Below are 26,327 nucleotides of genomic sequence, written 5' to 3'. Positions count from 1 at the left end.
ACTTATAGAAGTTGGGGAGTTCCTTCTCAAGTTTCGTTAAATTAGTATGCTAGCTTAATATGAATTATAACATTTTTTTAAGATATTGTCCTGTATATGAATTCACATTTAAGGATATTTCTTTTGGCGTACCACTGCACAAAATGCTACCGCCCTTATCTCCACCCTCCGGACCTAAGTCTATAACATAGTCCGCGCACTTTATAACATCTAAATTATGCTCAATTACGACTACTGTATTTCCTGAATCTACAAGTCTTTGAAGTATTTTAATAAGTTTACTAACATCATCAATATGAAGTCCTGTAGTAGGCTCATCTAAAATATAAAAGGTCTTGCCAGTGCTTCTCTTAGATAATTCAGATGCAAGTTTAATTCTTTGAGCCTCACCACCAGACAATTGTGTTGATGGTTGACCTAACCTTACATATCCGAGTCCAACATCCATCAGTGTTTTAAATTTGCAAGAAATTCTAGGAATATTTTCAAAGAAATTTACAGCTTCCTCAACAGTCATATTTAAAATATCATCAATATTTTTCCCTTTATACTTAACCTCTAAAGTTTCTCTATTATATCTTTTCCCTTTGCAAACCTCACAAGGCACATACACATCAGATAAAAATTGCATTTCTATTTTAATTATTCCATCACCCTTGCAAGCCTCACATCTTCCGCCCTTTACATTAAAGCTAAATCTACCTGGCTTATAACCCCGCATCTTAGCTTCTGGACTCATTGAGAAAACATCTCGAATGATATCAAATACTCCTGTATATGTAGCTGGATTAGATCTTGGAGTACGCCCTATAGGCCCTTGGTCAATATTTATAATTTTATCTATATTCTCATATCCTAAAATATCTTTATGTAGCCCAGGATTCTTTTTAGATTTATTCACCTTTTTATTAAGACCTTTGTATAGAATTTCATTAACTAAAGTACTCTTTCCAGAACCTGAAACGCCAGTGACTGCAGTGAATACACCTAGCGGAAAGTCCGCGCTAACATTTTTAAGATTATTTTGCTTTGCATTAAGTATTTTTATACTATTTCCATTAGATACTCTCGTCACCTTCGGAACATCTATCTTCTTTTTACCACTTAAATATTGACCTGTAATTGACCTTTCACAGTTTTTTATATCCTCAATTGTTCCGGTAGCCACAATTTCTCCACCATGTTCGCCAGCTGCTGGCCCAACATCTACAATAAAATCTGCTGCCTTCATGGTATCTTCGTCATGTTCTACCACAATTAATGTATTACCTATATCTCTTAAATGCTTTAATGTCTTTATAAGTTTATCATTATCCCTTTGATGAAGACCAATACTAGGCTCATCTAAAATATATAAAACTCCCATAAGGCTTGATCCTATCTGCGTAGCTAGCCTTATTCTCTGCGCTTCTCCACCAGACAATGTACCTGCCGCTCTAGCTAAATTCAAATAATCAAGTCCTACATCCTTTAAAAAATTAAGTCTATCATTTATTTCCTTAAAAATTTGATTAGATATAATCTTATTTTTCTCTGATAATTTTATATCTTTTAAAAATATAACTTCATCTACAATAGACAATTGACAAAACTCACTTATATTCTTATCCCCAACAGTTACGGCTAGTGCCTCTGGGCTTAACCTTGCTCCCTTGCACTTAGGGCATGCATTATCACCCATATATTGTTCAATTTCTCTTTTTATATAATCTGACGAGGTTTCAACATATCGTCTTTTTAAATTGTTTATAATTCCTTCATAAGAATGATTAAAAGTACCTGATCTAAACTCCTTAACATACTCCACCTTAACTTTTTCACCATTAGTTCCGTACAGTAATATTTTAAGAATTTCTGGTTCATAGTCTTCTATAGGTGTATCTAAGCTAAACTTATATTTTTCACTTATTGCCCGAAGTACCGAAAAAGTCCAGGAATCCTCCTTAAGACTACCTTCCCCAAAAGACATAATGGCGCCGCCTTTAATACTCTTACTTTTATCTGGTATTATTAAATCCTCTTCAATTTCCATAAGAGTACCAAGGCCGTCGCAAGTATCACATTTACCATATGGAGAATTAAACGAAAACATCCTCGGAGCCAATTCTCCAAGGCTAATGCCGCAATCAATGCAGGCAAAATGCTCACTAAAAAGAATATCTTCACCACCGGAAATGCTAGCAATTGCAGTCCCCTCTGCTAGTTTTAATGCACTCTCTAAAGATTCAGAAAGCCTCCCTCGAACTTCTTCTTTTACAGAAATTCTGTCTATTACTATCTCTATATTATGTTTCTTAGTCTTTGCGAGTTTTATTTCCTCTTCCAGAAGCTCTACAGTAGTACCATCTATCCTAGCGCGAACGAAACCATTTTTTTTAATATTTTCTATTATCTTGACATGTTCACCTTTTTTTCCCCTTATCACAGGAGATAAAATTGAAATCTTAGTTTTCTCCGGCATATCCATTATTCTATCCACCATCTGGTCTACAGTTTGCTGAGAAATCTCCTTACCACATTTAGGACAATGAGGCGTCCCTACTTTAGCATAAAGAAGTCTCAAATAATCATAAATTTCAGTTACAGTACCCACTGTGGAACGTGGATTTCTGTTAGTAGTTTTCTGATCTATAGAAATAGCAGGAGATAACCCCTCTATGTACTCAACATCTGGCTTATCCATATTACCTAAAAACTGCCTTGCATATGCAGATAATGACTCCACATACCTTCTTTGCCCTTCTGCATATAATGTATCAAAAGCAAGTGAAGATTTACCAGACCCTGAAAGTCCAGTAAACACTACAAATTTATCTCTCGGTATCTCCAAATCAACATTTTTTAAATTGTGAACCTTAGCACCCTTTATAAAAATTTTATCCCTCATGTTTTCCTCCTCTGTTACAACACAATTATATATTTTTAATCTGCTTTTTGAGTTTATAAATTATATCGCGAAGCTGCGCCGCTCTTTCAAAATGTAAATCCTTAGCTGCTTGCTTCATCTCATTTTCATACTTATCCATTAACTTTTTAGTTTCATCGTAATTCGCATCCATTGCAGCTTCAAGGGTTTCATATACCTCTTTATCTTCCGCAACTGTTATAGATCCGATTACTTCCCTAATATCTTTTACAATAGTGGTTGGCACTATATCATGTTCTTCATTATATTCCATCTGAATTCCTCTACGCCTTGTAGTTTCATCCATAGCCTTCTTCATAGACTTTGTAATTTTGTCTGCATACATCATTACCTTGCTCTCTGAATTTCTTGCAGCTCTTCCTATTGTTTGAATTAATGAGGTTTCAGAACGTAAAAACCCTTCTTTATCTGCATCGAGTATTGCAACAAGAGCTACTTCTGGAATATCTAATCCTTCTCTCAAAAGATTTATACCTACTAGCACATCAAAAGTACCTAGCCTAAGATCTTGGATAATTTTCATTCTTTCTATGGTATCAATATCCGAATGTAAATATGTAATTTTCATATCCATTTCTTTAAAGTATTTAGTCAAATCTTCTGACATTTTTTTTGTAAGGGTCGTAACTAAAACTCTAAAGCCTCTTTTTATTGTTTCCTGAATGCTCGCATATAAATCATCTATTTGCCCCTTAACAGGCCTTATAACTATTTCAGGATCCAATAATCCCGTGGGTCTTATTACTTGTTCTGCCACATTCTCACTATGTTCTGCTTCATAAACGTTTGGAGTTGCACTTACAAAAATCGTTTCATTCATAGTACCCTCAAACTCCTGAAAAGTTAGCGGTCTATTATCATAGGCTGACTTAAGTCTAAATCCATAATCAATTAAATTAGTCTTTCTTGATTTATCCCCACCAAACATAGCTCTAACCTGCGGAAGAGTTACATGGCTCTCATCTATAAACATTAAGAAATCCTTAGGGAAATAATGCATCAATGTTTGAGGTGCTGTTCCAGCGGCCCTACCATCTAAAATTCTAGAATAGTTCTCTATACCAGTACAGTAACCAACCTCTCTCATCATTTCAATATCATAGTTTGTTCTTTGCTTAAGTCTTTGTGCCTCTAAAGCTTTATCCTCTGAAGTAAGCTCCTTTAACCTCTCCTCAAGCTCCTGCTCTATTTGAGCTATGCCAAGTTCCAATTTATCCTTGGATGTAGCAAAATGGGAAGCCGGGAAAATAGATACATGTTTTAGGGTTCCAATAATTTCTCCTGTAAGAGAATCAAATGATCTAATCCTTTCTATCTCATCTCCAAAAAACTCTACCCTAATTCCTTCACTTGACGATGAAGCAGGGAATATATCTATAGTGTCACCTCTCACTCTAAAGGTTCCGCGAATAAAATTAATATCATTTCTTTCATACTGTATATCTACTAAATGTCTTATTACTTCATTTCTATCCTTTTCCATGCCAACCCTTATTGACACTGTAAGTTTTTTATACTCGTCGGGGTTACCAAGTCCATATATACACGAAACCGAAGCCACCACAATAACATCGTTACGCTCTAGTAATGCCGATGTAGCTGAATGTCTTAACTTATCAATATCATCGTTAACAGATGAGTCTTTTTCTATAAATGTATCCGTCTGTGCAATATAAGCCTCTGGCTGATAATAATCATAATATGAAACAAAATACTCAACACAATTATCTGGAAAAAATTCTCTAAACTCTGAGCAAAGCTGTGCTGCTAAGATCTTATTATGAGCAAGCACCAATGTAGGCTTTTGAACTCTCTCAACAATATTAGCCATGGTAAAAGTCTTACCTGACCCCGTTACTCCTTTAAGAGTTTGAAACTTTTTACCTTCTTCAATTCCGCGCACAAGACTATCAATTGCCCGTGGTTGATCTCCAGTAGGCTTAAACTTTGAATGTAACTTAAACTCATGCATAAAATCACCGCCTTGTATTCCTTCTTATGAACATTTGTTCGTTACTTCTATTTTAACTATAAATTTTTAATATGTCAATATATCCTATACTAATTCACAAAAACTATTCACCTACTATAAATTAAAAAAATCTAAAGATTATAATTAACACCATTCATAGTTCTTTCAACAATATTTCTTGCTAGTTTACCGTTAAAAATTTTCATTAGTTGCATTTTATTCTAAATTATAAATATAGATACTATATATATATAATCACCTATTTGCATATAGACAAAATTAACGATTAATATTAGTTGACTCTCATTAAATAATAATATACTGCATAAAAAAAAATATTTTAAATGGAGGAATTGTTGTGAGTATTATGAATTCTGTAGAAAAAGGTGTAAAATCTAAAATCATGGAGACTTTAATTAATTATCTAGAAAAGAACCCCGAAAGAAATGTTGACAAAATTTTTGATACTATAAAAAAACTAATAAAAGATGAGTCTCAACTAAAACAAATAGATTTTGTCTATAGTTATTACAAGAGTAACCCCCCAACACATGAATATATACAAAATATATTAACTAATACAGACACAAAGTGTCTTAAGAAATTGGTTACTAATTTCTTTGCAAATGCAAATTGGTATGCTGGTGCAAAACGCAACAAATTTTTAACTGACGAAGATACAAAAATACCATTTGTTTTGCTAATCAGTCCATCTATGAGATGTCCTTTGCACTGCGTTGGATGCTATGCATCTAATTATAGTAAAGATACTGATATTCCACCTGTAGAAGTAGAGAGATTAATTAAAGAAGCAAGAGATTTGGGGATATACTGGATAATAATACTTGGGGGTGAACCTTTCTATAATGACTATCTACTCGATATATATGAGAAGTTTGATGACATGATGTTCTCCCCGTTTACTAGTGGCATTCTTATAACTGACGAAATTGCCAATAGGATACAAAAATGTTCAAATGTATTCCCAATGCTCTCGATTGAAGGCTTTGAAGAAGATACAGAAGCAAGAAGAGGAAAGGGTACATTCGCAAAAGTTATACATGCTATGGATATGCTTAAAGAAAGAGGAGTTTTATTCGGAGTTTCAACATGTGTTACAAGAACTAACATAGATGATGTATTATCTGATAAGTTTACTGATATGCTAATTGAAAAAGGTTCTAAATTAAGTTGGTATTTCTTGTTTATGCCGGTAAGTTCACATCCACAGTTTGATATGATGCTTACACCAGAGCAGAGAATAAGACTTGGAAGAAGAACTAATGAAATAAGAACAACAAAACCATATTTTACAATTGATTTCTTTAATGATGCTCCACTAGTAGGGGGATGTATAGCCGGTAAATACTTCTTTCATATCAATTCGAAAGAGGATGCAGAACCATGTATATTTGCACATTTCTCAACAGTTAATTTAAAGGGAAGACCATTAATTGACGCTTTTAGGGATCCTTTCTTTAAAGAATTAAGACATAGACAGCCCTATAACAAAAATATGTTAAGGCCATGTATGATGATAGATAATACCAATGTAATAAGAGATGTATGTCAAAAGGTTGGCGCTAAACCAACTGATGCTGCTGGAGATGTTATGCTTAATGACAAAGAATTCCATGAAAATATTGACAAGGTTGCAAATGCTTTTACACCTTATGCCGATAAAGAGTGGAAGGAAACTTTTAATGAAAAAGGAAATGATGAATTATCAAAAGGTTAATTATGAACTTTCTCCTGCGTGGTTTGAAATAACAGGTTGAAACGTGAAAGTTATCCACATTATTTTTCGAAAGCTATTCCTATATAATAAAAAAGAGAAAAGTATATAATACTTATTAATGCATTATAAGTATTATATACTTTTTTTGCGCATAAAAATATTTGTTAGCAAGCCTGGTAAGTTGGGATTATCTTATTAAGGAATTTAACGACATTTCAGCTCCGCAGGAGATGAGTTAATACAAAATTTATAGAAAATACACAAAACAAACAAAATAGACAACATATTGACACTTAGTTGACACTCTCAATTGCTATGATTAAAAGATAGAATCGATAAAAATAAATTAATGAGGAGATATTAAAATGAAAATTATATCTATAAAAACCAAAATTCTATCTGGCTCACTAACAGTTGGAATACTTTTATCATCTGCGAGTACAACTTTCGCAGCGACTTCTAGCCCATTAGACATTGGTAGAAAGGCATCTTTAACAACTGAATGTAAAAAAATAGACACTAAAATAAAACAGGGTTTAGGCGCAAATGTTGAAAACCTTGTAACTGCTAATACTATAACTCAAACTGATGCGAATAAAATTAAAGCTGTACTAAATAGATCTGAAGGTTCAGAAAAAACTAAAGCTATTACTACTCAAGGAAGTAAACTATATATGGATAGCAACAAGATAACTCATATAAATCCTCTAACATCCCTTGTAAGTAATGGCACTATAACTCAGGCTCAAGCCGATAAAATTATACTGAAGCAACTACACCTATACCAGACTAGAGCGTTACATAGTTTGCTTTAAAAATTCACTCAATATGAGGTAACTCATAAATTTTAAATTACGAATTTTTTCTTAAATTATGCTGTAACAAAAATCATATATCTATATCCACAGGTGGGATGAAACCGAAGGGCATAAAAAAAAGTTATCCACATTATTTACCACAAGTTGTTTCCTATATAATAGAAAAGGGGCTTGCCAAGGGTATTCCTAGCATGCTCCTTTTTTGATTATAGTTTGCTCATATTTTCTAAAATATTCGTCGTATCATTATTCACCACTGTTACTTATGATATCTCTAGTTATCCTCGCGTTCTTCATATTGTTTAACGATTTTATCTGTACGTTTTTTTGAAAACCAGATTAATCCTGAAGACCCCAAAATCGAAAAAGCAAATGTGATTAAAAACATGATGAGTATTTCTACTGGAGTTTGTGAATCTCTTGAATGATTTTGCATTATTTGACCAAATGTAATTCCTGAACTTATACCCAAATTGTTTATTAGATAGCGTCTTATTCTATGCTTTTTTGTACCAACATGATAACTACTGTATACGTCATTACCTTTCATGAAATTTACCGAAAGAACATATAATGAACCACCGAAAAATGCAATAAATTCCGTCATATAAGCTTTAAAAGGTGCATTTAAAATGAATTGCTTATACAACACAGAAATCAATAAAAATATAGAAACTAATTGAAACGCACCGCTAACTATTTTATGCTGTTGTTCAATAACCCTCTCGTCCTTAATGTTCTTATTTTTCATTTTGATTCCCCCCAAAATAAATCATTTAATGTTTTATTTAATGCATTACATATGGCAATGCAAAGATTAAGTGATGGATTGTACTTTCCTGCCTCTATCATACCAATCGTCTGCCTTGTAACTCCTACCTTTTCCGACAGTTGTTCCTGTGACAACTCGCACTCTACGCGAGCAATTTTCATACGTTTATTCTTCAATCACAAAACCTCCTTACGTTGCTTATTATAACATATATATTTCTAAATGCAAACTATATATTACATTTTAATTCATATATATTGCTATGAGTGATACCATACTCAATTGTAAAACTCAATTGTAAAGCGATATGCCACTTTGTAAATTGAAATGCAACGTTTGTAATTGACAATTGAATATTTGTAAATGAAATGCAACCTTTGTATCTGAAAAGCCAGTTTTGAAACCCAAAAGCCACATTTGTAATCCAAATGCAGTTTGATTTTTCGGTTTTTTGATGTATGATAATAGAAAATATGCATGCCAAATAGAGGTCAACTCACTCTCGATTTTTTTGTAATCGGAGAATCCACCCCTATTTTAGGATTGTATGGATATCTGGCGGCACTGTTTTATATTTTTATTTTTTGAGAAGAATTGGTTTTAACATGATGTCGCTGGCTGCTACCGGTGTACACCCTAGGTTTTGTAAAATCTCTTCTCCATGGTAAAAGCTGAACGTTTCGTATGGGCTACGGTTGTTCAGTTTTTTTCTTTTATAGGAATTAATGTGATTCATCATTAGGCTGATATTTTCCTGTGTCAGATGATCGAAGCTGTTTCCCTTCGGAAGAATGCGCCTAATCATCTCATGGTTAACCTCAATGGCTCCCTTTTGATAGGGACTTCCAGCATCACAATAAAATACATTGGTACGATGTCCTGAGAATTTTTCAGTACCATATTCAATTGCCTTTGGATTCGAAAATTCGCTCCCGTTGTCTGTAAGAATTACAGGGAAAAGGGCTGTAAAAACCTCCTTCCCAAGGGTTTCATAAAGTGTTTCATAAATATCCGTTACTGATTTTGAAGTATTTGCATCTCTAAGAAATGCTAACATCAAGCTGGTATCTACAAAGTGAATCGTTAAAAGGCATTTGCCACCTTTACTTCCAATCACAGAATCCATCTGTACAACAGTGGTATCCTGATTTTTAGCAAGGAATGCCTGAAAGTCATTATAGTTGCGCCCAATGCGGCAGCCTTTATCTACCTTGAATTCCGGTTTTTTATACCTTTCGCGAAACTTGACTTTTCTCGGAAGATCAATATTTCGCACATCGAAAAGACAGGCATCTATGTAGTTGTAAATATTCTTTTCACTACACATAATTTCATCTTCATGCGTAACATATATCTGATGAACAGATTGACCGTTTTGAACTAGTGGAGAAATTATTTTATTGAGTCTGGCTACTTCATCTTCCGATACACACAATCCACTTCTGGACTGTGAAATGGCTTCGTGAGCTTTCATATGGGCATGCTCCGCATTGTATATATTTTTTAATAAAGAGCATTTCCCAAGCGTTTCACAACCATTACAGACATAGGGAACCCTAAAGCGGGCAGTACAGATTTCCAAAATGAAATCAGGACAGTTATCATTACAGGATTGACAAAGCTTACAGTAGATGGTTGTTTTTCTTGTGCAATTTTTACCGCATACATCCTTATACCTGCAGTTAAAACGATTTTTACAGGCATTGTACGGATATCCCGGATAACCTGTTGCAACCTCTGAACTGTGCTTACGTATTTCTCTGGAGATGGTGGTTGGATTTTTTTCCAATCTTCGGCTGATTTCTTTAAAGGAAAGACTTTCTTTTAAGAATTTTTGTATCTCAAGCCTTTCTTCATAGGTGAAAAACGTTGACATATATCCTCCATTCTGCCGCCAACTCTTATAGAATATGTAATTTTGAATGTTAGTAAAACAAAAGACTGACACATGCCAATATTTTTGTATACCGAGATGCAACCTCTTGGCATATATATTTGATTTAAGAATTATACCTCAATTGTAAATAGAACAGGTTGCTTTTAGATTTACAATTGAGTATCATTTTGAATTTATTTATACTAAGTCACGTGAAAATGGCTAGAATATAAAAGTAAGGTATCCACTTTTACGCGGTTACCTTACTTTATTATCTTTAAAGTTATATATGTCCCTCCCAGTTAGGCTAAATCCGCATCGTCTATACCACATAGAACAATACATACAAAAACATAATTGCTTAACTATAAATGAGCGAATTAGTTAGAAATTTATTCCATTTAAAATTAATACCAACTATTCTAAGCTATCTTTAATGTTTTAAAAATAGCTTCAAGAGGAATTCCTAAGTCAGCTTGATTAAAAATCCAAGATACTCGTTCCTTTTTAGATTGGTTCCTTGCACTTTTAATTCCAGCGTTGAAATTCAACGTACCATTGCTTATCTCTAATTCACAGTATACGTAGGTAATCATTAGTAACAAGAAGTATCTGTTAATACTACGATCACTTCTTACTTGATAATGATTTAAACCAAGATGTTTTTTAGTTTCTCTGAAAAAAGTTTCAATTGGCCATCTATGTTTATAGTGATTTAGAAGTTCTTCAGTTGTAATAGTGGTATCTAGACTTATGAATGCTCTTAAACAACCAGGCTTGAAAAGAGCTTCTTTAGGCCAACAAAGGGCTATCAAAGAATCCTTTGCGTCATTAAGCTTGCCTCTATATGTGTAGACATAATATTCATTATTGCCAACTTTGACTAGGTCGACATCATCCTTAGTTAATATCTCGCACATATGATTAAGCTTAATTCCAAGTTTTTCACGACCTTTTGGATATACTACTCTATTTGTTCTTAGACCACCAATATAGGCGTAGCCTGCCTCTTTAGAAACAGCGAACAATTTTTTATTACTATACCAACTATCACATAAAACATAGCCTTTATTTACTGGTTGTGGTAAGGAGTTTATAAACTCAATTGCCATTTGGATTTTACTCATATTTTCTTTGTTGTATATCGCCATAGTATATGGCAGCACAAGAGTATCGCACAATAACATAACTGTAACTAATTGATGACCATAAACTGTTTTACCTTTTAAATGAGAATGGTGGAATCCACATTTTTCAGTAGGTTTCTTAGCCTTTGACGAGGGCACAGTCTTCTCTGAAATTGTGTCATCTATTACAATATAAATAGGACTGCCAGTTGTTTTAGACATCTCCCATATTCTCATAATAACACGTTTTTTTAGGGCTTTTTCAACGAAGTTTTCGTCCCATGGACTCTCCGATAAAAACTTTCCAATATTAGTCCGATGCCTAACCGGCATAAAGTCTGAGACGTCAGTTACTTTTCCACAGTAGCCTTTTGTCACCATAGAATTTATAAATAATATTAGATGATGAATTTGAGGCGTTGTGAGATAAAGAGTTATTTTTAATTCAATTAAAAATTTGTATATTGCCGATGATTTTGTTACAATTGAGTTGTTAAACATTTATGTTTTCTCCTTAGTTATGTTTTGTGTCGTGACTTAATTATAACAGGAGAATGCATAGATGTTTTTCTTTTTTAACATATGGAAATTAATGGGATCATTTTCGCTCATTTATAGTTGCTTAATTAAATTTAGTTAAATCTAGTTAAATATAGTTAAATTTAACTAACTGCTTAACAACACGTATAAATCAACTCTTTAAGTAACATTTCACGATCTTTCCAAACAAAGATTAAACCATCCAAGTGCAAAGAGTATAAAATATATAAAAAAATTTATAATTCCCACCACCATTTAATCTTTCACTAAAAATATTAAATATATATTACTATTCTCGTAATTTTAAAATTTAATAAAAATAAGTTTATAAGTAAAGATAAAAATATTATTAAATTTTACCATTCAAGTAGGACTGCTCCAGAAGAAAGCCCAGCACCAAATGCTACAAAAAGGATAATATCACCTTTATTTATCATACCACTAATTAAAGCTTCATCTAATGCAATTGGAATAGTAGCTGCAGTAGTATTAGCGGTTCTATCTATATTTATAAAAAATTTACTCTCATCAATATTCATCTTTTTAGCTACTGACTTTAAAATTCTTAAATTAGCTTGATGTGGAATGATCAATTTAATATCGCTTATTGAAATATTAGCTTTATCTACAACTGCTTGTGTTGCTTCTATAAACGCTTTTGTAGCAAATCGCAATACTCCTTTGCCATCCATAACTACTTTTTGATTTTTTTCATTTTTATCTGTGAAAAATGGTGTGGATTCTATTTTATTATAGCATGTGAGAACATTATCATGGTCTATAACACAATCTAAATGAGTAGCTATAATCCCTGTTTCTTCAGCATTTGATAATATAACAGCACCAGCACCATCGCCAAAAAGTACAGCGGTTGACCTGTCTTGCCAATTTACAATTTGACTGTTTGTATCAGCACCAATAACAATTGCGTTCTTATAATTACAATTTTTCATTAAACTTTCTGCCACAGTAATAGCATATATGAAACCTGAACAACTAGTATTCATATCAAATGCAACAGCACTTTCTATTCCTAATTCTTTTTTTATATTTGCTGCTACTGTTGGTACACATACATCTGGTGTTCCCGTAGAGCATATAACTAAATCTATATCCTCTTTTGATAATCCACTATTTTTTAATGCTATTTCAGCTGCATTTACACCCAAACTTGTGGTAGTTTCAGTTGTAGATATATGTCTCTCTTTAATTCCCGTACGAGTTGATATCCATTCATCATTTGTTACTAATAATTCAGGCAAGTAACTACCAGTAGAAATAATCTGTATTCCCATTTATGCACTCCCTTACTTATGTAAATATTAAAATATTTACATACTTTCTATTAATTATAGCATAGCATAGATTATATATTACGTAAAAAATACAATTTCATGGTAATTTTATATACTTTTTAACTAGGGATATATAAGCATTAAAAAATATGGACTAATTTACTACAAAGGTTTCAACTAGTATTTAAAAAAATTCTTTCAACTTATGATTCTTTCCCATAATTAATTGGTACATTTCCATATGCGGTATTAATTATTGGGCTTTTATAAATAAAAGGATTTTATACTATCTGCTGTCTGTATATAATATTTAATTTCTGGAAAAACTTTTTTAACACTGATAAAATACCAAAACCCCTGTAAAGTATATATATAATACTTTATAGGGGTTTTCATATTACAAATGTAAGGTAGATACTTTATCTGCCTAGTTTAAAATCTAAAATTTTTGACAACGAATTTATATCTCCTTTAAATGGGAAACAAAGTAGTCTGTTTTCATCTTCAAAAATCATAAAAAATGGTGGATCCTTTTCAGGTATTATTATATAGACTTCATATACAAGTGCATTTAAACATTCTCTTTGTACCTTAACAGCCGGGTAAAGCGGGATTCTAATTGCATACCCATCATTTGTAAGAGGATTACTTTTACCGTAGATATTATCCACATTCTTTATAAAGCTTTCAACCATATTATGAATTTCTGGATTTAACTGAACTACTTTCACCACCTTTTGTTGCTTTGGATCAAAAATTTCGATATATTTTAATTCTTCAGCACGAACCATTGTTGAATGCAAAAGCATAATAAATAAGAACATAATTGCTAGTATTTTTTTAGTCATAAGCATCACCTATTTATTAATATTCCCATAATGAACTGCAGTTATGTTATAGGGATGTATTTAATAAAAATTTTAAAAATTTATTCATCTAAAATCACCGCTTTTGAATATTTAAGAAACCCCTTATCCATATTTAACACTATCATTCCTGTTTCATTTAAATATTCAACATAGGACTTTAACATTCTTTCTATCGTAGTATATCTGTATTTGCTTTTTACATTAATATTAAAATTTTTAATAACAGCCTTTAGGATATCCTCCATTGTCATATTACCATCTATAACATTATATATTCTTAGTGCTCTATCCTTATAAAAACTTATATTGTCAGCTATAAGTTTTGTAATATCGTCATACATACCTTTGTGTGCCACTACGTATTTGCTATATTTTAGATCATAAAGCTTTAATTTACTTTCCAAGTCCACACTAAGTATATAAGCGTAAGGCATTTTAGCCCCCCTCATGACTTCATAGCTTATGAGGGAATCTCCTAAATACACAACATCATCAGGAGTAGTAATGCATATATGTGCAGGGCTGTGACCTGGTGTATGAATAATTTTAAATTCAACACCGCATACCGTTATGCTATCTTGGTTATCCAAAATCATAATATCTGTTTCACAAACCATCTCTCCAAAATGCTCTGTAACATCGGCTAATGTTTGGCTACTATAATAAAGTTTAAGATTTATCGTTGAACTGCAAATAAGAGCTTCATAGGATGGCATAGCAATAATACAGTTATATTTTTCCTTAAAATATGCATTATTTCCTACATGGTCTATATGAGCATGGCTGCAAATTATGGCGACTACCTTAAAGTTGTTTTTTAAAAGAAGCTCATCTATTCCTTCTCTTTCTCCTTGTGCCCATCCTGAATCCAACATAATAATTTCTTCATGATTAATTTTATAAAAAGGTATGTATGTCATTCCGGTATCAACACAAAATGTATTTCCCTTTATTTCTTTTATCTCCATATATTCACTTCCTTCCTTTTATACTCATTTATGTGATTACCTATTAATGGCTATGTAGCTAATATATAATGTAATAGAAAACATTATAACAAAATACCTTAGATTTCTCTAAGTCATTTTGTTATTTTATAAATTATTATTTTACTAAAGTAATACGTTCCAATGTTAAAAAACTGTATGGTGTTGTTTTATCATCATCAATATAACCAGTTTCTTCTTCTCTAATATTCCACTCCAAATAATTTAGCTCTGGGAAGAATATCTCAGCATCATATTCCTTATGCACTTTTGTTAAGTGTATTTTATTACAATAGGGCAATAATAATTTATAAATTTCTCCTCCCCCTATAACAAAATATTCTTTACTTTCTTCTAAAAATTCGAATAATTCTTCCTTAGAATTTAAAACAGTAACTCGTTCATCATTTACTACAAAATTCTTATTTTGAGTAATAACTATATGGTGTCTTTGAGGAAGAATACCCGGAAGAGACTCAAATGTTTTTCTTCCCATTATAATAGTATTTCCACTTGTAATCTGTTTGACCCTTTTTAAATCTTTTGAAAAATGCCAAAGTAATTTATTATTTTTCCCTATAGCAAAATTTTCTCCAACAGCAACAATACATGTAAGCATTATACAGCCACACTCCCCATATTTATTTTCCCAAGGTGTTTATAATCTAGAAGTTTAACATCTTCAGGTGTAAAGTCATAAAAGTTTTTAATTTCTGGATTAATCCAAATCTTAGGTGCTTCTAAAGCTTCTTCTTTTCTTGAAATCTGTAATTTTAAACCTTCAATATGATTTTCATATATATGTGCATTATTTATAACATGAGTAAATAATCCTGCTTTGAGTCCTGTAACTTGTGCTATCATATGAACTAATGCTGCATATTGACTTGTGTTAAATGGAATTCCCAAGGCCGTATCTCCAGACCTTTGTATTAACATACAATTCAGCCTTCCATCAGTTACATCCCACATAGTTAAAAAACAGCAAGGTTGAAGCGCCATTTCAGGAAGATCTTCTATATTCCATAAGTTCATCATCATTCTTCGGTCTTGAGGATTATTTTTTAAAGCATCAATAAGTGTATCAATTTGGTGATACTTAGCGATTTGAAACCCATACGCCTTCCCTATCGTGCCAACTTCTAACGCCCATTCGTCCCATATATGTACATTTTGTTCTTGAAGTTTTTTAACATCATTAGATTGGTCTTTGAAAATCCAAAGCAATTCTTTTACTGCAGTTTTAAATGCAACAAATTTAGTTGTTAATATTGGAAATTCTTCTTCTAAATCAAATTGCATAATTTGGTGAGGAAGTTTTAAAGTTGCAATCCCTGTACGATTTTGGTCATAATATCCTTTTTTAATAATTTTCTCTGCCATTTTAATATATTGTCCATCCATTTCATTTAACATAATTTATCATTAGTGAGAAAGTATCCATTAAGTATCCAAACCCACTAAATATTCACTTCCTTTCTATATTTCTTTTTTATTATATAGCTCAACCCTTATTTAGACTTTTTTAATATTAACGACTCTTTTTTCCCATTCCATTCTATCTTAACTAACATATCTCTATCAGTAGCTTTTGGAAGTCCTGCCGTCAGTTTCAATTTGCCAGTATGCACCTTACTATTATGATTTTTAAATTCGCCACTTTCTCCTTCATTATACGTATCTATAGAGTACTTAACATCTTTTACCAAATTACCATCTATCCCAGTGTACTTAAATGTATAATAAGTATCATGTGAGTTCTCAGTACCATCAATTTTATAGCCTACATCCCAATTGCGACTCTTGCCTTCATAATTAATCAAAACATTTTCAACGTTTAAAAGTAAATTACTCGCAAGTTTAGAAAGTGCTTCACAATTATTTTTATCATTAGGATTTATAACCATATAATGTAAATAATTATATATAAGTTCACGCTTTTCAGTAACAGCTCTCCACCTACTATTAGTTGTATTAATTTCTGATATACAGGAATGAAGTTCACGTATTGCATTAGATAATTCATTTCGATTTTCAATATTAGCATATGAAGTCGAATTTAATATATTTAAAGCTATATACAAGTTAGATGATGCCTTGATATAATAATTAATCTTAGTATTTTCATCCAATTTACTATAGTCCGACCCAAAACAAGATTGTGCTTCATTTAAACTAAATATAAATAATTTAGTTGCAGTTTTTTCTCGCTGCTTTAACCCAATAAAATTATGAGCCCCCAATAATAAACTAACTATTAGAGCTATTATTAATAGATGTTTTTTTTTCATTAGAATTCCACCTTTTCGTACAAATTTCATTTTATATTTTAGAATCTGAACAAATAAAGATTCTTTTCAGTTTGTAACGTAGTGAACTACCATTGTGACTTCACTTCATTATAACAAAATATAATAAACGTTTCCAATATTATTATAATTAAACATATACCAGAATGATTCAATAAGAATCGCAAAAGGCATAAAAAAATAGAGGCCTAAGTCCCTTATTTTTCAAAATCGTATTTAGACTGATAATTTTTATTTTTAAATTATTTTAGCTATAAAAGATATTATATGTGCTGCTGGAACTAATAAAAACTGTGCAAAAATCGTACCTACTATCAATCCTCCAACAATAAAAATTATACATCTATCAAATTGCAATTGACTACATTCTCCTTTTATTACATCGTCTGTCAGAATCGATATATATGGATCTACGAATATAACCATAAGTATTGCTGCCATGCCCGTTATCACACCTGATAATGTACTGCATGTACTTCTTAGTTCTGGATTTAAACATCCTGCATACAATGATGCTAAAACACCAACAGTTAATATTGAAAAGGCTATGGTGTTAATTAAAACTATTTTCTTAGGTATCATTTTAAAACTTTTAAATTGTCCCAAATTTTCTTTTCTAGGTTTTGTAACACTACTTTTAAACTGCTCTATTCCTGATTTTGAAAACGAGTGTAATAACAATTTAGCTATAGAACGATTATAACTAAATGATTCTACAAGTTTTCCAAAAATTTTTATAAATGTTGGCATGAGTGCTGCGCCAATAATTGTTGCTATTGTTGTAGAAAATAGAATCCATCTAAATGTAGATAATAAACTTTGAGGGTCCCCGGCTTTTATAGTCTCTTCAATCCTTTTAGCTAGTAATGGTGCTTGTACTGTATTTGCAGTTCTAGAAATTAACGAAAAAATATTAAATACCGCAAAAGATACCGCTATTCTTCCCGTTCGTACACCAACAATTCTTACAGAATAGGCCAGTGTTGAAATTATGGAAATGATAACCGTAAGAATTAAAACAATTATTACTTGTTTAGACATATACTCCCCTCCGTCTTCCTTAATTTTTCTTAATATGCTATTGCATCTTGCTACATTATATCGAATTTTAATAGATATTTCCAATATTATTATAATTAAACATGTATCTCTTCATGATATAATATTTAAATGTGTCTTAAAATCAAAAATAGGTAAGGGGATCTACACTTGGAAATTATAAAGTCAGTTTTTTATTTTGTGCTAGCAGGTATATTTGAAATAGGCGGAGGATATCTTGTTTGGTTATTTTTACGCGATGGTAAAAGTCTTTGGTATGGAATTGTAGGCTCGATATTATTGATATTATACGGCATTATTCCTACACTACAACCTCAAAATGCTAACTTTGGCAGAGTATATGCAACTTATGGAGGAATATTTATTGTCCTTTCAATCTTGTGGGGATGGAAAGTTGATAACGTACTCCCAGACAGATTTGATTTAATTGGTGGAGGTATTGCACTAATTGGGGTTATTATCATTATGTATGCTCCACGAGGATAGAAAAAGAAATAAAGTATAACTTTAAGTAGCTTTAAACTTAGAAATTATGTGAGTATTTTATTTCACTATGGTATATAATTAGTATAAAGAGTTATAAAGCGAGGTGAAGTTAATGAGTTTAGCAGAAAAACTAATAAAAGATTTTGAAACACTTCCGGAAGATAAAAAAATAGAAGTAATAGACTTTGTTGATTTTTTAAAAAATAAGAATCAAAAAAAACTAGAAAATATGATGGATTTAGTTATTATAGAAAATAATGAAGCGCTTAAGGAGTTAAGCAAATAATGAAAAGTATAGATATTGATAATGTATTATTATTTCATAAAAAGATAGTGGATCAGACTGGTGGCAGTGAAGAAATAAGAGATTTAGGCTTAATTGAGAGTGCATTAAATAGAGGTTATGCAACCTTTGATGGTATTGATTTGTATAAGGATGTTGAGGAGAAGATTTCAGCTATTACTCATGGACTTGTTAAAAATCATGGTTTTGTGGATGGGAACAAACGAATAGGGGTTTCAGTAATGGTTTTATTATTAAAATTAAATAGTATTCAGATAAAACATTCCCCCCATGATTTAATTGAACTTGGATTAAACATTGCAGATGGAACTTTTAGTGAAAAAGATATTAAAGCGTGGATAAATAATAAGAAATTATAGCATTAATAAAGAATAAGACTTAACGGTCTTATTTTTTTAAGGTATTTATTGTATATTATTATAATTAATGAGTTTTGGATAACCACACAAGAAAAATTTTCTACACGCCGACTGATCATTTGTAACTTAAAATGCTACTGGAATAAAAGATAAGAATAATAATTATGAAGTTTTTCATACTTTTCTATTCCTTATCTTTCAATATAAACAGCTCTTCAACTCTAACATCTAAATACTTTGCCAAACGCATAGCTAATTCTAATGTTGGATTATACTTATCATTTTCTATAGCTATAATTGTTTGGCGAGTAACCCCTAAATTATTAGCCAATTCCTCTTGCGTTAATTTATAACTTTTACGATGTTCTTTGATGCTATTTTTCATGCTATTTCTCTCCAAAGTTGTGAAGTATTATCCATTTAGTTATGTTATAAATAATGAATACCACTGCAATTATTATAAGAGGTAATCCTAATTTCCCACTAATAAAAATGTCAATAACAGCCCATATAATAAGAAATGTATTAATATAAAGAAAAGTTACAAAGGCTGCTTTATCTGAAACTATCCGCTCTCTTTCATCCATAAATCTGAATCCAGCAGTTCCACTAATTAATGGTTCTCTCTTTCCTCCAAAACGCTTATTAAATATTCCTTGAGCAACATATAGAACCAAGGTTTGTGAACTACCTATAACCACTATAAGTAGATCAAGTGAAATTGAAACATAAATAGAAGAGTTAAATAAATATAAAGGCGGCAACAATATTAAATTCTTATACATAATTGATAAAATCCATAAAGCTGATATAACCAGTATTTCAAAAAAATAAGTATAGCGGACTGCAATACGTTTAGATTTTTGTACACGCTCATCTTCTCTTAAAATCATTTCTATATTCCCCCTAAATGTTAATACATCTTTACATTTCATTGTAACAGCATTTAGGTAAATGTCAACACTTCTTTACATTTAGTACCTTTAACGACATTTCATAAGGAAAGTCTCCCACTGCTATAATATATTCTCTTCAAGTGGTATGCAAAGCTTCCTAGCTCACATCAATATAATCAAAAACACGGTAGGTTTCCATTGTTCACATCCTGCATATGTGTCATTGATTGCAGTGGAATTGAGAATTTTTAAATATTAGAAATTCTTTTTTTTAAAATGGTTGGAGGTATGGAAAACAGTTCTAATAATATAGAATTTGTTTTATTTAAGTCTCTTTAATTGTAACGGAAGTACTGCTATGACTTCCAAATTAAAAAAAGCCTATTTTAAAGGCCTTTCAAAAAATTCTCCTTTAAAATAAGGCTTAACTTAGTACCACTAACAAAATATGGATATTCATTTTATCTATAAATCACCATATAAATAATCAAAAATAAAGTTGGTAAAAGCAAAATTATATTTATTATATTAAAAATATAATCTTTTTTATTTTCATATTCTGAATTTTTAAAAAATTTATTTTTTAGTAACGAATACACAATTACGAATGCAACAATTAAAGAAGTATGGTTATATTGAAATTGTTGCCAGGTGGCAAATAAAATTAACGATAAACATACTATTGTGCTGATTCTTTCAAAATAATATTTTTTTTCATAGCCACCTCACTAAAATTAGTATCTGTTAACGATTATAGCCGCCTAAATTAATTTAATTTTAACTAATTTTAACATATTTAAAGTATTTATTCAATATCACTTTTTTGAGATCATTTTTATCATTCAGGCTTTACTAAGAGATAAGATAACAAGTATGAAATTTCTCCGGAATGACTTGCAATAAGAAACGACAAAACTATTGAAATTCAATTTAGAAATTCTTCTTCGCTAACATAAACTTTTAAATAAAAAATATAATATTGATCTTGAAATTAGATCTTTTTCTTAGAGAATGCTAACAAAAGTATATATTGCGTAGAATTACTTAGCGACGTGAGCGCATTTCAGCAATATATACTTTTCGTTATAGCATCCTTCTGAGAAAAATTTAATGCTTATCTTTATTTATTGTCCTTTTCTTTATCTTTATTTCTCATTTTGTTCATCACATCTTTAAAGGTTTCATTATCCACCTTTACTATAGCAGTATCTTTTGGTAACTCCCTTGGTACAATAACTATTCCTAGTCTTTTGTCTCCAGCCATACTGCTATAACTAGTATCTTTTAGCTCTCCGGAAGGTTTTTTAATTTTAAGATTTATTGAATTAAATTTCCCTTTAACTATGTTAATAAGTTCTTCTTCATTCTCTATTTTACTCTTGTTCATCTGCACTATTAAATCTCCGCTTTTAATCCCCATTTCAAAAGCAGGAGACTTAGGCGCTACTTCCAGTACCATAATTCCCTCTTCGCTACTCATAAACTTTGGTTTTAAATTGAGCTCCATGTACTTTTCTAGTCGCAGCATTGCCTCATGCAATATAGCTGCAAATATCAAAATAAATAATTGAAAAACTGACCCTAACACTGGTAATTGCGATACAGCTGTTAGCGCTATACCATAAGTAAATACTAATGCTCCTGAAGTAAGCGCCTTCCTTTTCTTAAGCTTTGTAAATGTAATGCTACTATATCCAATAACTCCATACAGCGCCATAGATGCTATAACCGAATTTTTTACAATCCGATTGACTATATCCCCTTTTATTAAACCCTTCCAATCAGTCATCATGAAGTTCTGCCCAACCGCTAATTCTGATGAAGACGCACTTAAAAGTATAAGTAAAGCAATTGGTAGTGCCCAATATCTTTTTAAGGCGAACCCGCCTATAATTTTTTGATCTCTATTAGTAAACACAGGAATAGCTCCTCTTGAGCCATCTATCATTACTAAGATCCCCTCTATAATATGTAATATTCCGATCAGTGTCATTAAGGTCAGAATATCTATGTTTATAATATTCAATTGTGGCATATGTAATGTACTGGATGCATATTTAAACACCAGGCTCATCATTCCCAGAACTGCACCAGAATAAGAAAAACTAATATATCTAGGCTTAACTGCCATAAAAAATAACGACACCATAAACAATAAATAAATATTTGAATTTTCATCAAAAACTAACCCTGAAAATGTAAATAATAGACTTGCCACAGCACCGGCAAAAATTCCTATTACAATTTGAGATATAGTTAGTTCAAAAGGTGAATCTAAACTTTCTCCCATTATCATTTTCTGCATAGCTGCAGTCTTCTTATTTTTATTATAAAAAATTATTGCAATTATTATTAAAATAAACGAATTTGAAGGGTCAACAATTGCAAACGCAACTGCTCTTAAAGTATGTATTGCAATTTCCATTGATTAAAATTCTCCTTTCATATCACTATGAAACACGTAATATTATAAGCTATTAAAATGTCGTCAAATCATCACCTGCGGTGCTTAATATTAACGACTCCAGAAGGTGATTTATATTCCCACTGAACTTCTATTTGTTATATTATATAACTTACGATTATAGAAGTAGGAGACTTCCATTCTGAAATGTCGTTAAAAACCAAGTATCTACCAAATTCATTGGTAGATACTTAAATTATACTTTTATTTTATTATTTGATTTTATCTTTAGCTATCTCTAAAGCTTTTTTAAACTGCGGATCCAAAGTTCTATCATATGGTTTCTCTTTAAGTGCTTGTGGATACACAACCGGCACTTCTGGTTTTATTCCAATATGATGTATATTCTCACCACTTGGCGTATAATATTTTGATATAGTAATTTTTAATGCTGTACCATCATCAAAACCATCAACGCTTCTGTAAAACATCCTTTGAACTATGCCTTTACCAAAGGTTTTTTCTCCCACTAAAGTACCAACTTTGTAGTCCCTTATAGCACCTGCAAAAATTTCTGAGGCACTAGCTGAACCTTCATCTGTTAATACTGTTAATGGCATGCCTATTGCGAGGCCTCCCTTAGATTTATCTTCAGTTTTTTTCTTATTCTTATCTATTGTAGATACAATAACCTTTCCTTTAGGTACAAAGTTAGATGTTAAATCTACAACCTGATCTAAAAGTCCGCCAGGGTTTCCTCTTACATCTACTATTAGACTCTTCATACCCTTATCTTGTAATTCTGATAATTTCTTTTCAAAATTCTTAGCAGTATTTTCATCAAACATTGTAAGCTGAATATACCCAACCGTGCCTTCTAGCATTTCGCCTTTAACTGTTATCAAATCGATCTTAGCACGTTTCATACTAACGTCAAAACTACCTTTTCCTTTTCGATTAATAGTTAAGGTAACTGACTCATTTGCCTTGCCCTTCATCATTGTAACAGCTTTTTCTAGTTCTTTTCCAGGCACTTCTGTTGAATTAACCTTCTCTATAATATCTCCAGAAATTAATCCTGCTTTTTTAGCTGGTGATCCGTCAAAGGGTGCAATTACAACTATCTTATCGTCTTTAACTCCCACTTGTATTCCAAGACCAACATAAGCTCCTTCTGTTTGAGAATTAAAGTCTGAAAACTCTTTTTTGTTCATAAAAGTTGTATAAGGATCCTTTAGGGAATCAGTCATGCCCTTTATAGCTCCTTCAACTAAAACATCATCACTAATTTTGCCATCATAGTACTCATACAATTTATTTCTGACTAAAAATAGTTTTTGAAACTTTAATACCTGGTCATAAGCTTCTCTTCCAATAGCTACTTTTCCATTTGGAATACCTAATGAAATTTGAGTTGAGACAAATAAAGTTATGGTATTAGTAATAAGTACTAAAACTATAATCCATATAATACACTTCATTTTCTTTGCTTTGGGTTTTCCACTACCATTTTCTAAAACTCTAAATTTTTCAGGCTTATTTTCATCGCCCATTTTATACACCTCTTTATTATTCTCTATATATTATTCTCTATATATTATCTATATATTCTCTATATATTATTTATGTAAATATAATAAATTTATAACACTAATAAGAAAATAAATAAATTTAACGACATTTCAGAAGGATAGTTCTCCCTTTCTATAAGTATATGTTACATACTATAACAAATACAGAAATTCAGCGAAAGCATAGATCTCCTTTTGAAGTCGTAAAAGCATCTTCTGCGAAGCTGTGCAGATTCGCAGAAGATGCTTTTATACTATACAACCAAGAATTTTCTTATCGATATAGAACTTCCTATGGCTCCAATAACTAAGCCACCCAACATAAATTGCCATAAAGTAGTACTTAATATCATATGAGGGTTTATAAGGGTAGCTCCTAATAATCCATTAGTAACCTTTAAGAAAGCCATTTTATAAGCATAATATAGTAATCCAGTAGAAATAAGTGCTCCTGCTAAACCTAAAATCATGCCTTCGATAATAAATGGCCATCTTATAAACCAATCCGTAGCACCAACAAATTTCATAATACCTATTTCTTTTTTTCTAGAGTAAACTGTAAGTTTAATTGTGTTTCCTATTAAGAATAAAGAAACAGTTATTAAAACTGCAAATAATGTAATTCCTATTATTTTAAGAGTATTTGTTATCTTTACAATTTTATCAACATATTGTCTGACATCTTTAATTTCCTCTATGCCATTTAATCCTGTAGCATTCTTAACCACATCATTTATTACTTCAGGTTTGGTAACACTTACAACGTATGCAGTCGGAAAAGGATTTACCCCTTTACCTTCAAATCCTTTTACTAAGGCTTGGCTATCTTTTCCAAATTGTTTCTTTACTTTTGCTAGTGCATCGTTCTTATCTTCAAATCTAACATCTGTTACTCCCGGCGTTTTGCTTAAAGCATTTTCAACAGCTGATTTATCTGCTACTGTTATATCATCCTTAAGATAAATTCCCACCTCTAACTTAGCTCCTAGTTCTTGAACTCCTGCGTTAACATTAAAAACAATTAATAAAAACACCCCTAGAATAAATAGAGTAGCAGCCACCGTAGCCACTGACGCTATACTAACGGTTTTATTTCTTTTTAAGCTTTTTAAAGCATCCATAACAAAATTTTTAATTGTACTAATCTTCATAACCGTATCTTCCCCTTTGCTCATCTCTAACTATAACACCCTTTTCTATAGCTATTACCCTCTTCTTCATAGAGTCTACTATATTTTTTGCATGTGTTGCCATAACTACTGTGGTACCAGACTTGTTAATATCTTTTAAAATATCCATAATACCTAATGCAGTTTCAGGATCTAAGTTTCCTGTTGGTTCATCTGCTATTAGCAAAGTAGGATTATTTACTATAGCTCTCGCAAGAGAAACTCTTTGTCTCTCTCCACCTGAAATCTCATGAGGAAAAGCCATATATTTTTTTGATAATCCAACTAAATCTAAAACATAAGGTACTTTTTTCTTAATATCCTTTGCAGAACATTCTGTAGCCCTTAGTGCAAACGCCACATTTTCATAAATATTTAAAGACTCAATTAATCTAAAATCTTGGAAAACCACTCCAATTTTTCTTCTATGATAAGGTACCTTCTTTCTAGGTAATTTTGTTATATCCGTATCATTTATAATAACACTTCCCGTAGTTGGTTCTACCTCTTTTAAAAGTATCTTAACAAAAGTAGATTTTCCTGCTCCACTAGGACCTACAATGAATATAAATTCCCCTTTTTTAATAGTTATGTCAATATTCGACAAAGCCGTTACATTATTATCATAAATCTTAGTTACTTTTTTAAATTGTATCATATTAAACTCTCCTTACCATACTTATGTAATTTGTTTCATTAAATTCATCAATAACATTATAACATACTGATTAAGCCTGTAATAATTTATAATATAAAATTTCCGTGAATATTATAAATATTATAAATAAATCGCTCGTTATGATTTCCTAAAAAATAAAGTTTATTATAGTTAAACAATATTATCGTATAAA

At 31.3% G+C, this 26,327-nt stretch carries 24 protein-coding genes; 5 read left to right on the top strand and 19 right to left on the bottom strand.

What is annotated here, in order from left to right:
* Positions 1-64 precede the first annotated feature (64 nt).
* Together uvrA and uvrB are read right to left on the bottom strand one after the other, a co-directional pair.
* Positions 65-2,887 carry an excinuclease ABC subunit UvrA gene (gene uvrA, locus ACWJKP_RS03580; RefSeq protein WP_165412416.1) on the bottom strand — a complete coding sequence of 941 codons (2,823 nt, stop codon included), beginning with the start codon at positions 2,885-2,887 and terminating at the stop codon, positions 65-67.
* Positions 2,888-2,912: 25 nt separating this feature from the next.
* A complete protein-coding gene (gene uvrB, locus ACWJKP_RS03575) occupies positions 2,913-4,898 on the bottom strand; it encodes an excinuclease ABC subunit UvrB (protein ID WP_165412415.1) in 1,986 nt (661 codons plus the stop codon).
* 358 nt (positions 4,899-5,256) lie between these two features.
* On the opposite strand from uvrB, the gene ACWJKP_RS03570 reads away from it, so the two are divergent.
* Both ACWJKP_RS03570 and ACWJKP_RS03565 read left to right on the top strand, forming a co-directional pair.
* Positions 5,257-6,636 carry a radical SAM protein gene (locus ACWJKP_RS03570; RefSeq protein ID WP_165412414.1) on the top strand — a complete coding sequence of 460 codons (1,380 nt, stop codon included), beginning with the start codon at positions 5,257-5,259 and terminating at the stop codon, positions 6,634-6,636.
* Between the two features lie 365 nt (positions 6,637-7,001).
* Entirely contained in the window at positions 7,002-7,451 is a 450-nt protein-coding gene (locus ACWJKP_RS03565) for a hypothetical protein (RefSeq protein ID WP_165412413.1), read from the top strand.
* 277 nt (positions 7,452-7,728) lie between these two features.
* Here ACWJKP_RS03565 and ACWJKP_RS03560 read toward each other — a convergent pair whose 3' ends face one another.
* The 11 genes from ACWJKP_RS03560 to ACWJKP_RS03510 all read right to left on the bottom strand — a co-directional run bounded on the left by ACWJKP_RS03560 (position 7,729) and on the right by ACWJKP_RS03510 (position 18,269).
* Positions 7,729-8,205 (bottom strand): DUF6773 family protein, encoded by a 477-nt coding sequence (locus ACWJKP_RS03560; protein ID WP_165412412.1) that lies wholly within the window; start codon positions 8,203-8,205, stop codon positions 7,729-7,731.
* The gene (locus ACWJKP_RS03555) at positions 8,202-8,402 is read right to left on the bottom strand and encodes a helix-turn-helix transcriptional regulator (RefSeq protein WP_165412411.1); all 201 of its coding nucleotides are present in this window, start codon (positions 8,400-8,402) and stop codon (positions 8,202-8,204) included. The genes ACWJKP_RS03560 and ACWJKP_RS03555 overlap by 4 nt, the downstream gene beginning before the upstream one ends.
* A gap of 401 nt (positions 8,403-8,803) precedes the next feature.
* On the bottom strand, positions 8,804-10,102 hold the full coding sequence (locus tag ACWJKP_RS03550; protein ID WP_224578696.1) for an IS30 family transposase: 1,299 nt from the start codon (positions 10,100-10,102) through the stop codon (positions 8,804-8,806).
* A 422-nt stretch (positions 10,103-10,524) separates the two neighbouring features.
* Entirely contained in the window at positions 10,525-11,730 is a 1,206-nt protein-coding gene (locus ACWJKP_RS03545) for an IS701 family transposase (protein ID WP_165414941.1), read from the bottom strand.
* A 395-nt stretch (positions 11,731-12,125) separates the two neighbouring features.
* Positions 12,126-13,064, bottom strand: coding sequence for a beta-ketoacyl-ACP synthase III (locus tag ACWJKP_RS03540; protein ID WP_165414942.1), 939 nt, complete (start codon positions 13,062-13,064; stop codon positions 12,126-12,128).
* Between the two features lie 419 nt (positions 13,065-13,483).
* Entirely contained in the window at positions 13,484-13,912 is a 429-nt protein-coding gene (locus ACWJKP_RS03535; protein WP_165414943.1) for a hypothetical protein, read from the bottom strand.
* An 80-nt stretch (positions 13,913-13,992) separates the two neighbouring features.
* A complete protein-coding gene (locus tag ACWJKP_RS03530) occupies positions 13,993-14,901 on the bottom strand; it encodes an MBL fold metallo-hydrolase (protein WP_165414944.1) in 909 nt (302 codons plus the stop codon).
* Between the two features lie 136 nt (positions 14,902-15,037).
* Positions 15,038-15,538, bottom strand: a complete 501-nt coding sequence (locus ACWJKP_RS03525) for a dihydrofolate reductase (RefSeq protein ID WP_165414945.1) — start codon at positions 15,536-15,538, stop codon at positions 15,038-15,040.
* Positions 15,538-16,323, bottom strand: coding sequence for a thymidylate synthase (locus ACWJKP_RS03520; protein WP_411955899.1), 786 nt, complete (start codon positions 16,321-16,323; stop codon positions 15,538-15,540). Before ACWJKP_RS03520 ends, ACWJKP_RS03525 begins: the two co-directional genes overlap by 1 nt.
* Before the next feature lie 107 nt (positions 16,324-16,430).
* Positions 16,431-17,210: a hypothetical protein gene (locus ACWJKP_RS03515; protein WP_462961415.1), complete on the bottom strand. Its 780-nt coding sequence runs from the start codon at positions 17,208-17,210 to the stop codon at positions 16,431-16,433.
* A gap of 255 nt (positions 17,211-17,465) precedes the next feature.
* A complete protein-coding gene (locus ACWJKP_RS03510) occupies positions 17,466-18,269 on the bottom strand; it encodes a lipid II flippase Amj family protein (protein WP_165412535.1) in 804 nt (267 codons plus the stop codon).
* 168 nt (positions 18,270-18,437) lie between these two features.
* On the opposite strand from ACWJKP_RS03510, the gene ACWJKP_RS03505 reads away from it, so the two are divergent.
* The 3 genes from ACWJKP_RS03505 to ACWJKP_RS03495 all read left to right on the top strand — a co-directional run bounded on the left by ACWJKP_RS03505 (position 18,438) and on the right by ACWJKP_RS03495 (position 19,436).
* Positions 18,438-18,773, top strand: coding sequence for a YnfA family protein (locus tag ACWJKP_RS03505; protein ID WP_165412534.1), 336 nt, complete (start codon positions 18,438-18,440; stop codon positions 18,771-18,773).
* Between the two features lie 112 nt (positions 18,774-18,885).
* Positions 18,886-19,059 carry a DUF2281 domain-containing protein gene (locus ACWJKP_RS03500; protein WP_165412533.1) on the top strand — a complete coding sequence of 58 codons (174 nt, stop codon included), beginning with the start codon at positions 18,886-18,888 and terminating at the stop codon, positions 19,057-19,059.
* Positions 19,059-19,436, top strand: coding sequence for a type II toxin-antitoxin system death-on-curing family toxin (locus ACWJKP_RS03495; RefSeq protein ID WP_187351413.1), 378 nt, complete (start codon positions 19,059-19,061; stop codon positions 19,434-19,436). The genes ACWJKP_RS03500 and ACWJKP_RS03495 overlap by 1 nt, the downstream gene beginning before the upstream one ends.
* Before the next feature lie 184 nt (positions 19,437-19,620).
* On the opposite strand, the gene ACWJKP_RS03490 is transcribed toward ACWJKP_RS03495, so the two are convergent.
* From ACWJKP_RS03490 to ftsE, 6 genes are all read right to left on the bottom strand, one after another.
* On the bottom strand, positions 19,621-19,821 hold the full coding sequence (locus ACWJKP_RS03490) for a helix-turn-helix transcriptional regulator (protein ID WP_165412532.1): 201 nt from the start codon (positions 19,819-19,821) through the stop codon (positions 19,621-19,623).
* Between the two features lies 1 nt (position 19,822).
* Entirely contained in the window at positions 19,823-20,329 is a 507-nt protein-coding gene (locus ACWJKP_RS03485; RefSeq protein WP_165412531.1) for a hypothetical protein, read from the bottom strand.
* Between the two features lie 1,123 nt (positions 20,330-21,452).
* The gene (locus tag ACWJKP_RS03480) at positions 21,453-22,757 is read right to left on the bottom strand and encodes a PDZ domain-containing protein (RefSeq protein ID WP_165412530.1); all 1,305 of its coding nucleotides are present in this window, start codon (positions 22,755-22,757) and stop codon (positions 21,453-21,455) included.
* 251 nt (positions 22,758-23,008) lie between these two features.
* The gene (locus ACWJKP_RS03475) at positions 23,009-24,217 is read right to left on the bottom strand and encodes a S41 family peptidase (protein WP_165412542.1); all 1,209 of its coding nucleotides are present in this window, start codon (positions 24,215-24,217) and stop codon (positions 23,009-23,011) included.
* A gap of 344 nt (positions 24,218-24,561) precedes the next feature.
* Entirely contained in the window at positions 24,562-25,458 is an 897-nt protein-coding gene (ftsX, locus tag ACWJKP_RS03470) for a permease-like cell division protein FtsX (protein WP_165412529.1), read from the bottom strand.
* The gene (ftsE, locus tag ACWJKP_RS03465; protein WP_165412528.1) at positions 25,448-26,134 is read right to left on the bottom strand and encodes a cell division ATP-binding protein FtsE; all 687 of its coding nucleotides are present in this window, start codon (positions 26,132-26,134) and stop codon (positions 25,448-25,450) included. The genes ftsX and ftsE overlap by 11 nt, the downstream gene beginning before the upstream one ends.
* Positions 26,135-26,327: the final 193 nt, after the last annotated feature.

The sequence above is a fragment of the Clostridium sp. CM037 genome (assembly GCF_055081095.1).
This window is presented reverse-complemented; position numbering and strand designations above follow the sequence as displayed.

Bases quoted from the DNA above. Each gene is read 5' to 3' on its own strand.
- ACWJKP_RS03550 (WP_224578696.1), bottom strand. From the start codon at position 10,102: ATGTCAACGTTTTTCACCTATGAAGAAAGGCTTGAGATACAAAAATTC.
- ACWJKP_RS03530 (WP_165414944.1), bottom strand. From the start codon at position 14,901: ATGGAGATAAAAGAAATAAAGGGAAATACATTTTGTGTTGATACCGGA.
- ACWJKP_RS03560 (WP_165412412.1), bottom strand. From the start codon at position 8,205: ATGAAAAATAAGAACATTAAGGACGAGAGGGTTATTGAACAACAGCAT.
- ACWJKP_RS03525 (WP_165414945.1), bottom strand. From the start codon at position 15,538: ATGCTTACATGTATTGTTGCTGTTGGAGAAAATTTTGCTATAGGGAAA.
- ACWJKP_RS03500 (WP_165412533.1), top strand. From the start codon at position 18,886: ATGAGTTTAGCAGAAAAACTAATAAAAGATTTTGAAACACTTCCGGAA.
- ftsE (WP_165412528.1), bottom strand. From the start codon at position 26,134: ATGATACAATTTAAAAAAGTAACTAAGATTTATGATAATAATGTAACG.
- ACWJKP_RS03545 (WP_165414941.1), bottom strand. From the start codon at position 11,730: ATGTTTAACAACTCAATTGTAACAAAATCATCGGCAATATACAAATTT.
- ACWJKP_RS03485 (WP_165412531.1), bottom strand. From the start codon at position 20,329: ATGATTTTAAGAGAAGATGAGCGTGTACAAAAATCTAAACGTATTGCA.
- ACWJKP_RS03495 (WP_187351413.1), top strand. From the start codon at position 19,059: ATGAAAAGTATAGATATTGATAATGTATTATTATTTCATAAAAAGATA.
- ACWJKP_RS03540 (WP_165414942.1), bottom strand. From the start codon at position 13,064: ATGGGAATACAGATTATTTCTACTGGTAGTTACTTGCCTGAATTATTA.
- uvrA (WP_165412416.1), bottom strand. From the start codon at position 2,887: ATGAGGGATAAAATTTTTATAAAGGGTGCTAAGGTTCACAATTTAAAA.
- ACWJKP_RS03475 (WP_165412542.1), bottom strand. From the start codon at position 24,217: ATGAAGTGTATTATATGGATTATAGTTTTAGTACTTATTACTAATACC.
- ACWJKP_RS03490 (WP_165412532.1), bottom strand. From the start codon at position 19,821: ATGAAAAATAGCATCAAAGAACATCGTAAAAGTTATAAATTAACGCAA.
- ACWJKP_RS03520 (WP_411955899.1), bottom strand. From the start codon at position 16,323: ATGGATGGACAATATATTAAAATGGCAGAGAAAATTATTAAAAAAGGA.
- ACWJKP_RS03535 (WP_165414943.1), bottom strand. From the start codon at position 13,912: ATGACTAAAAAAATACTAGCAATTATGTTCTTATTTATTATGCTTTTG.
- ACWJKP_RS03510 (WP_165412535.1), bottom strand. From the start codon at position 18,269: ATGTCTAAACAAGTAATAATTGTTTTAATTCTTACGGTTATCATTTCC.
- ACWJKP_RS03480 (WP_165412530.1), bottom strand. From the start codon at position 22,757: ATGGAAATTGCAATACATACTTTAAGAGCAGTTGCGTTTGCAATTGTT.
- ACWJKP_RS03565 (WP_165412413.1), top strand. From the start codon at position 7,002: ATGAAAATTATATCTATAAAAACCAAAATTCTATCTGGCTCACTAACA.
- uvrB (WP_165412415.1), bottom strand. From the start codon at position 4,898: ATGCATGAGTTTAAGTTACATTCAAAGTTTAAGCCTACTGGAGATCAA.
- ACWJKP_RS03515 (WP_462961415.1), bottom strand. From the start codon at position 17,210: ATGAAAAAAAAACATCTATTAATAATAGCTCTAATAGTTAGTTTATTA.
- ftsX (WP_165412529.1), bottom strand. From the start codon at position 25,458: ATGAAGATTAGTACAATTAAAAATTTTGTTATGGATGCTTTAAAAAGC.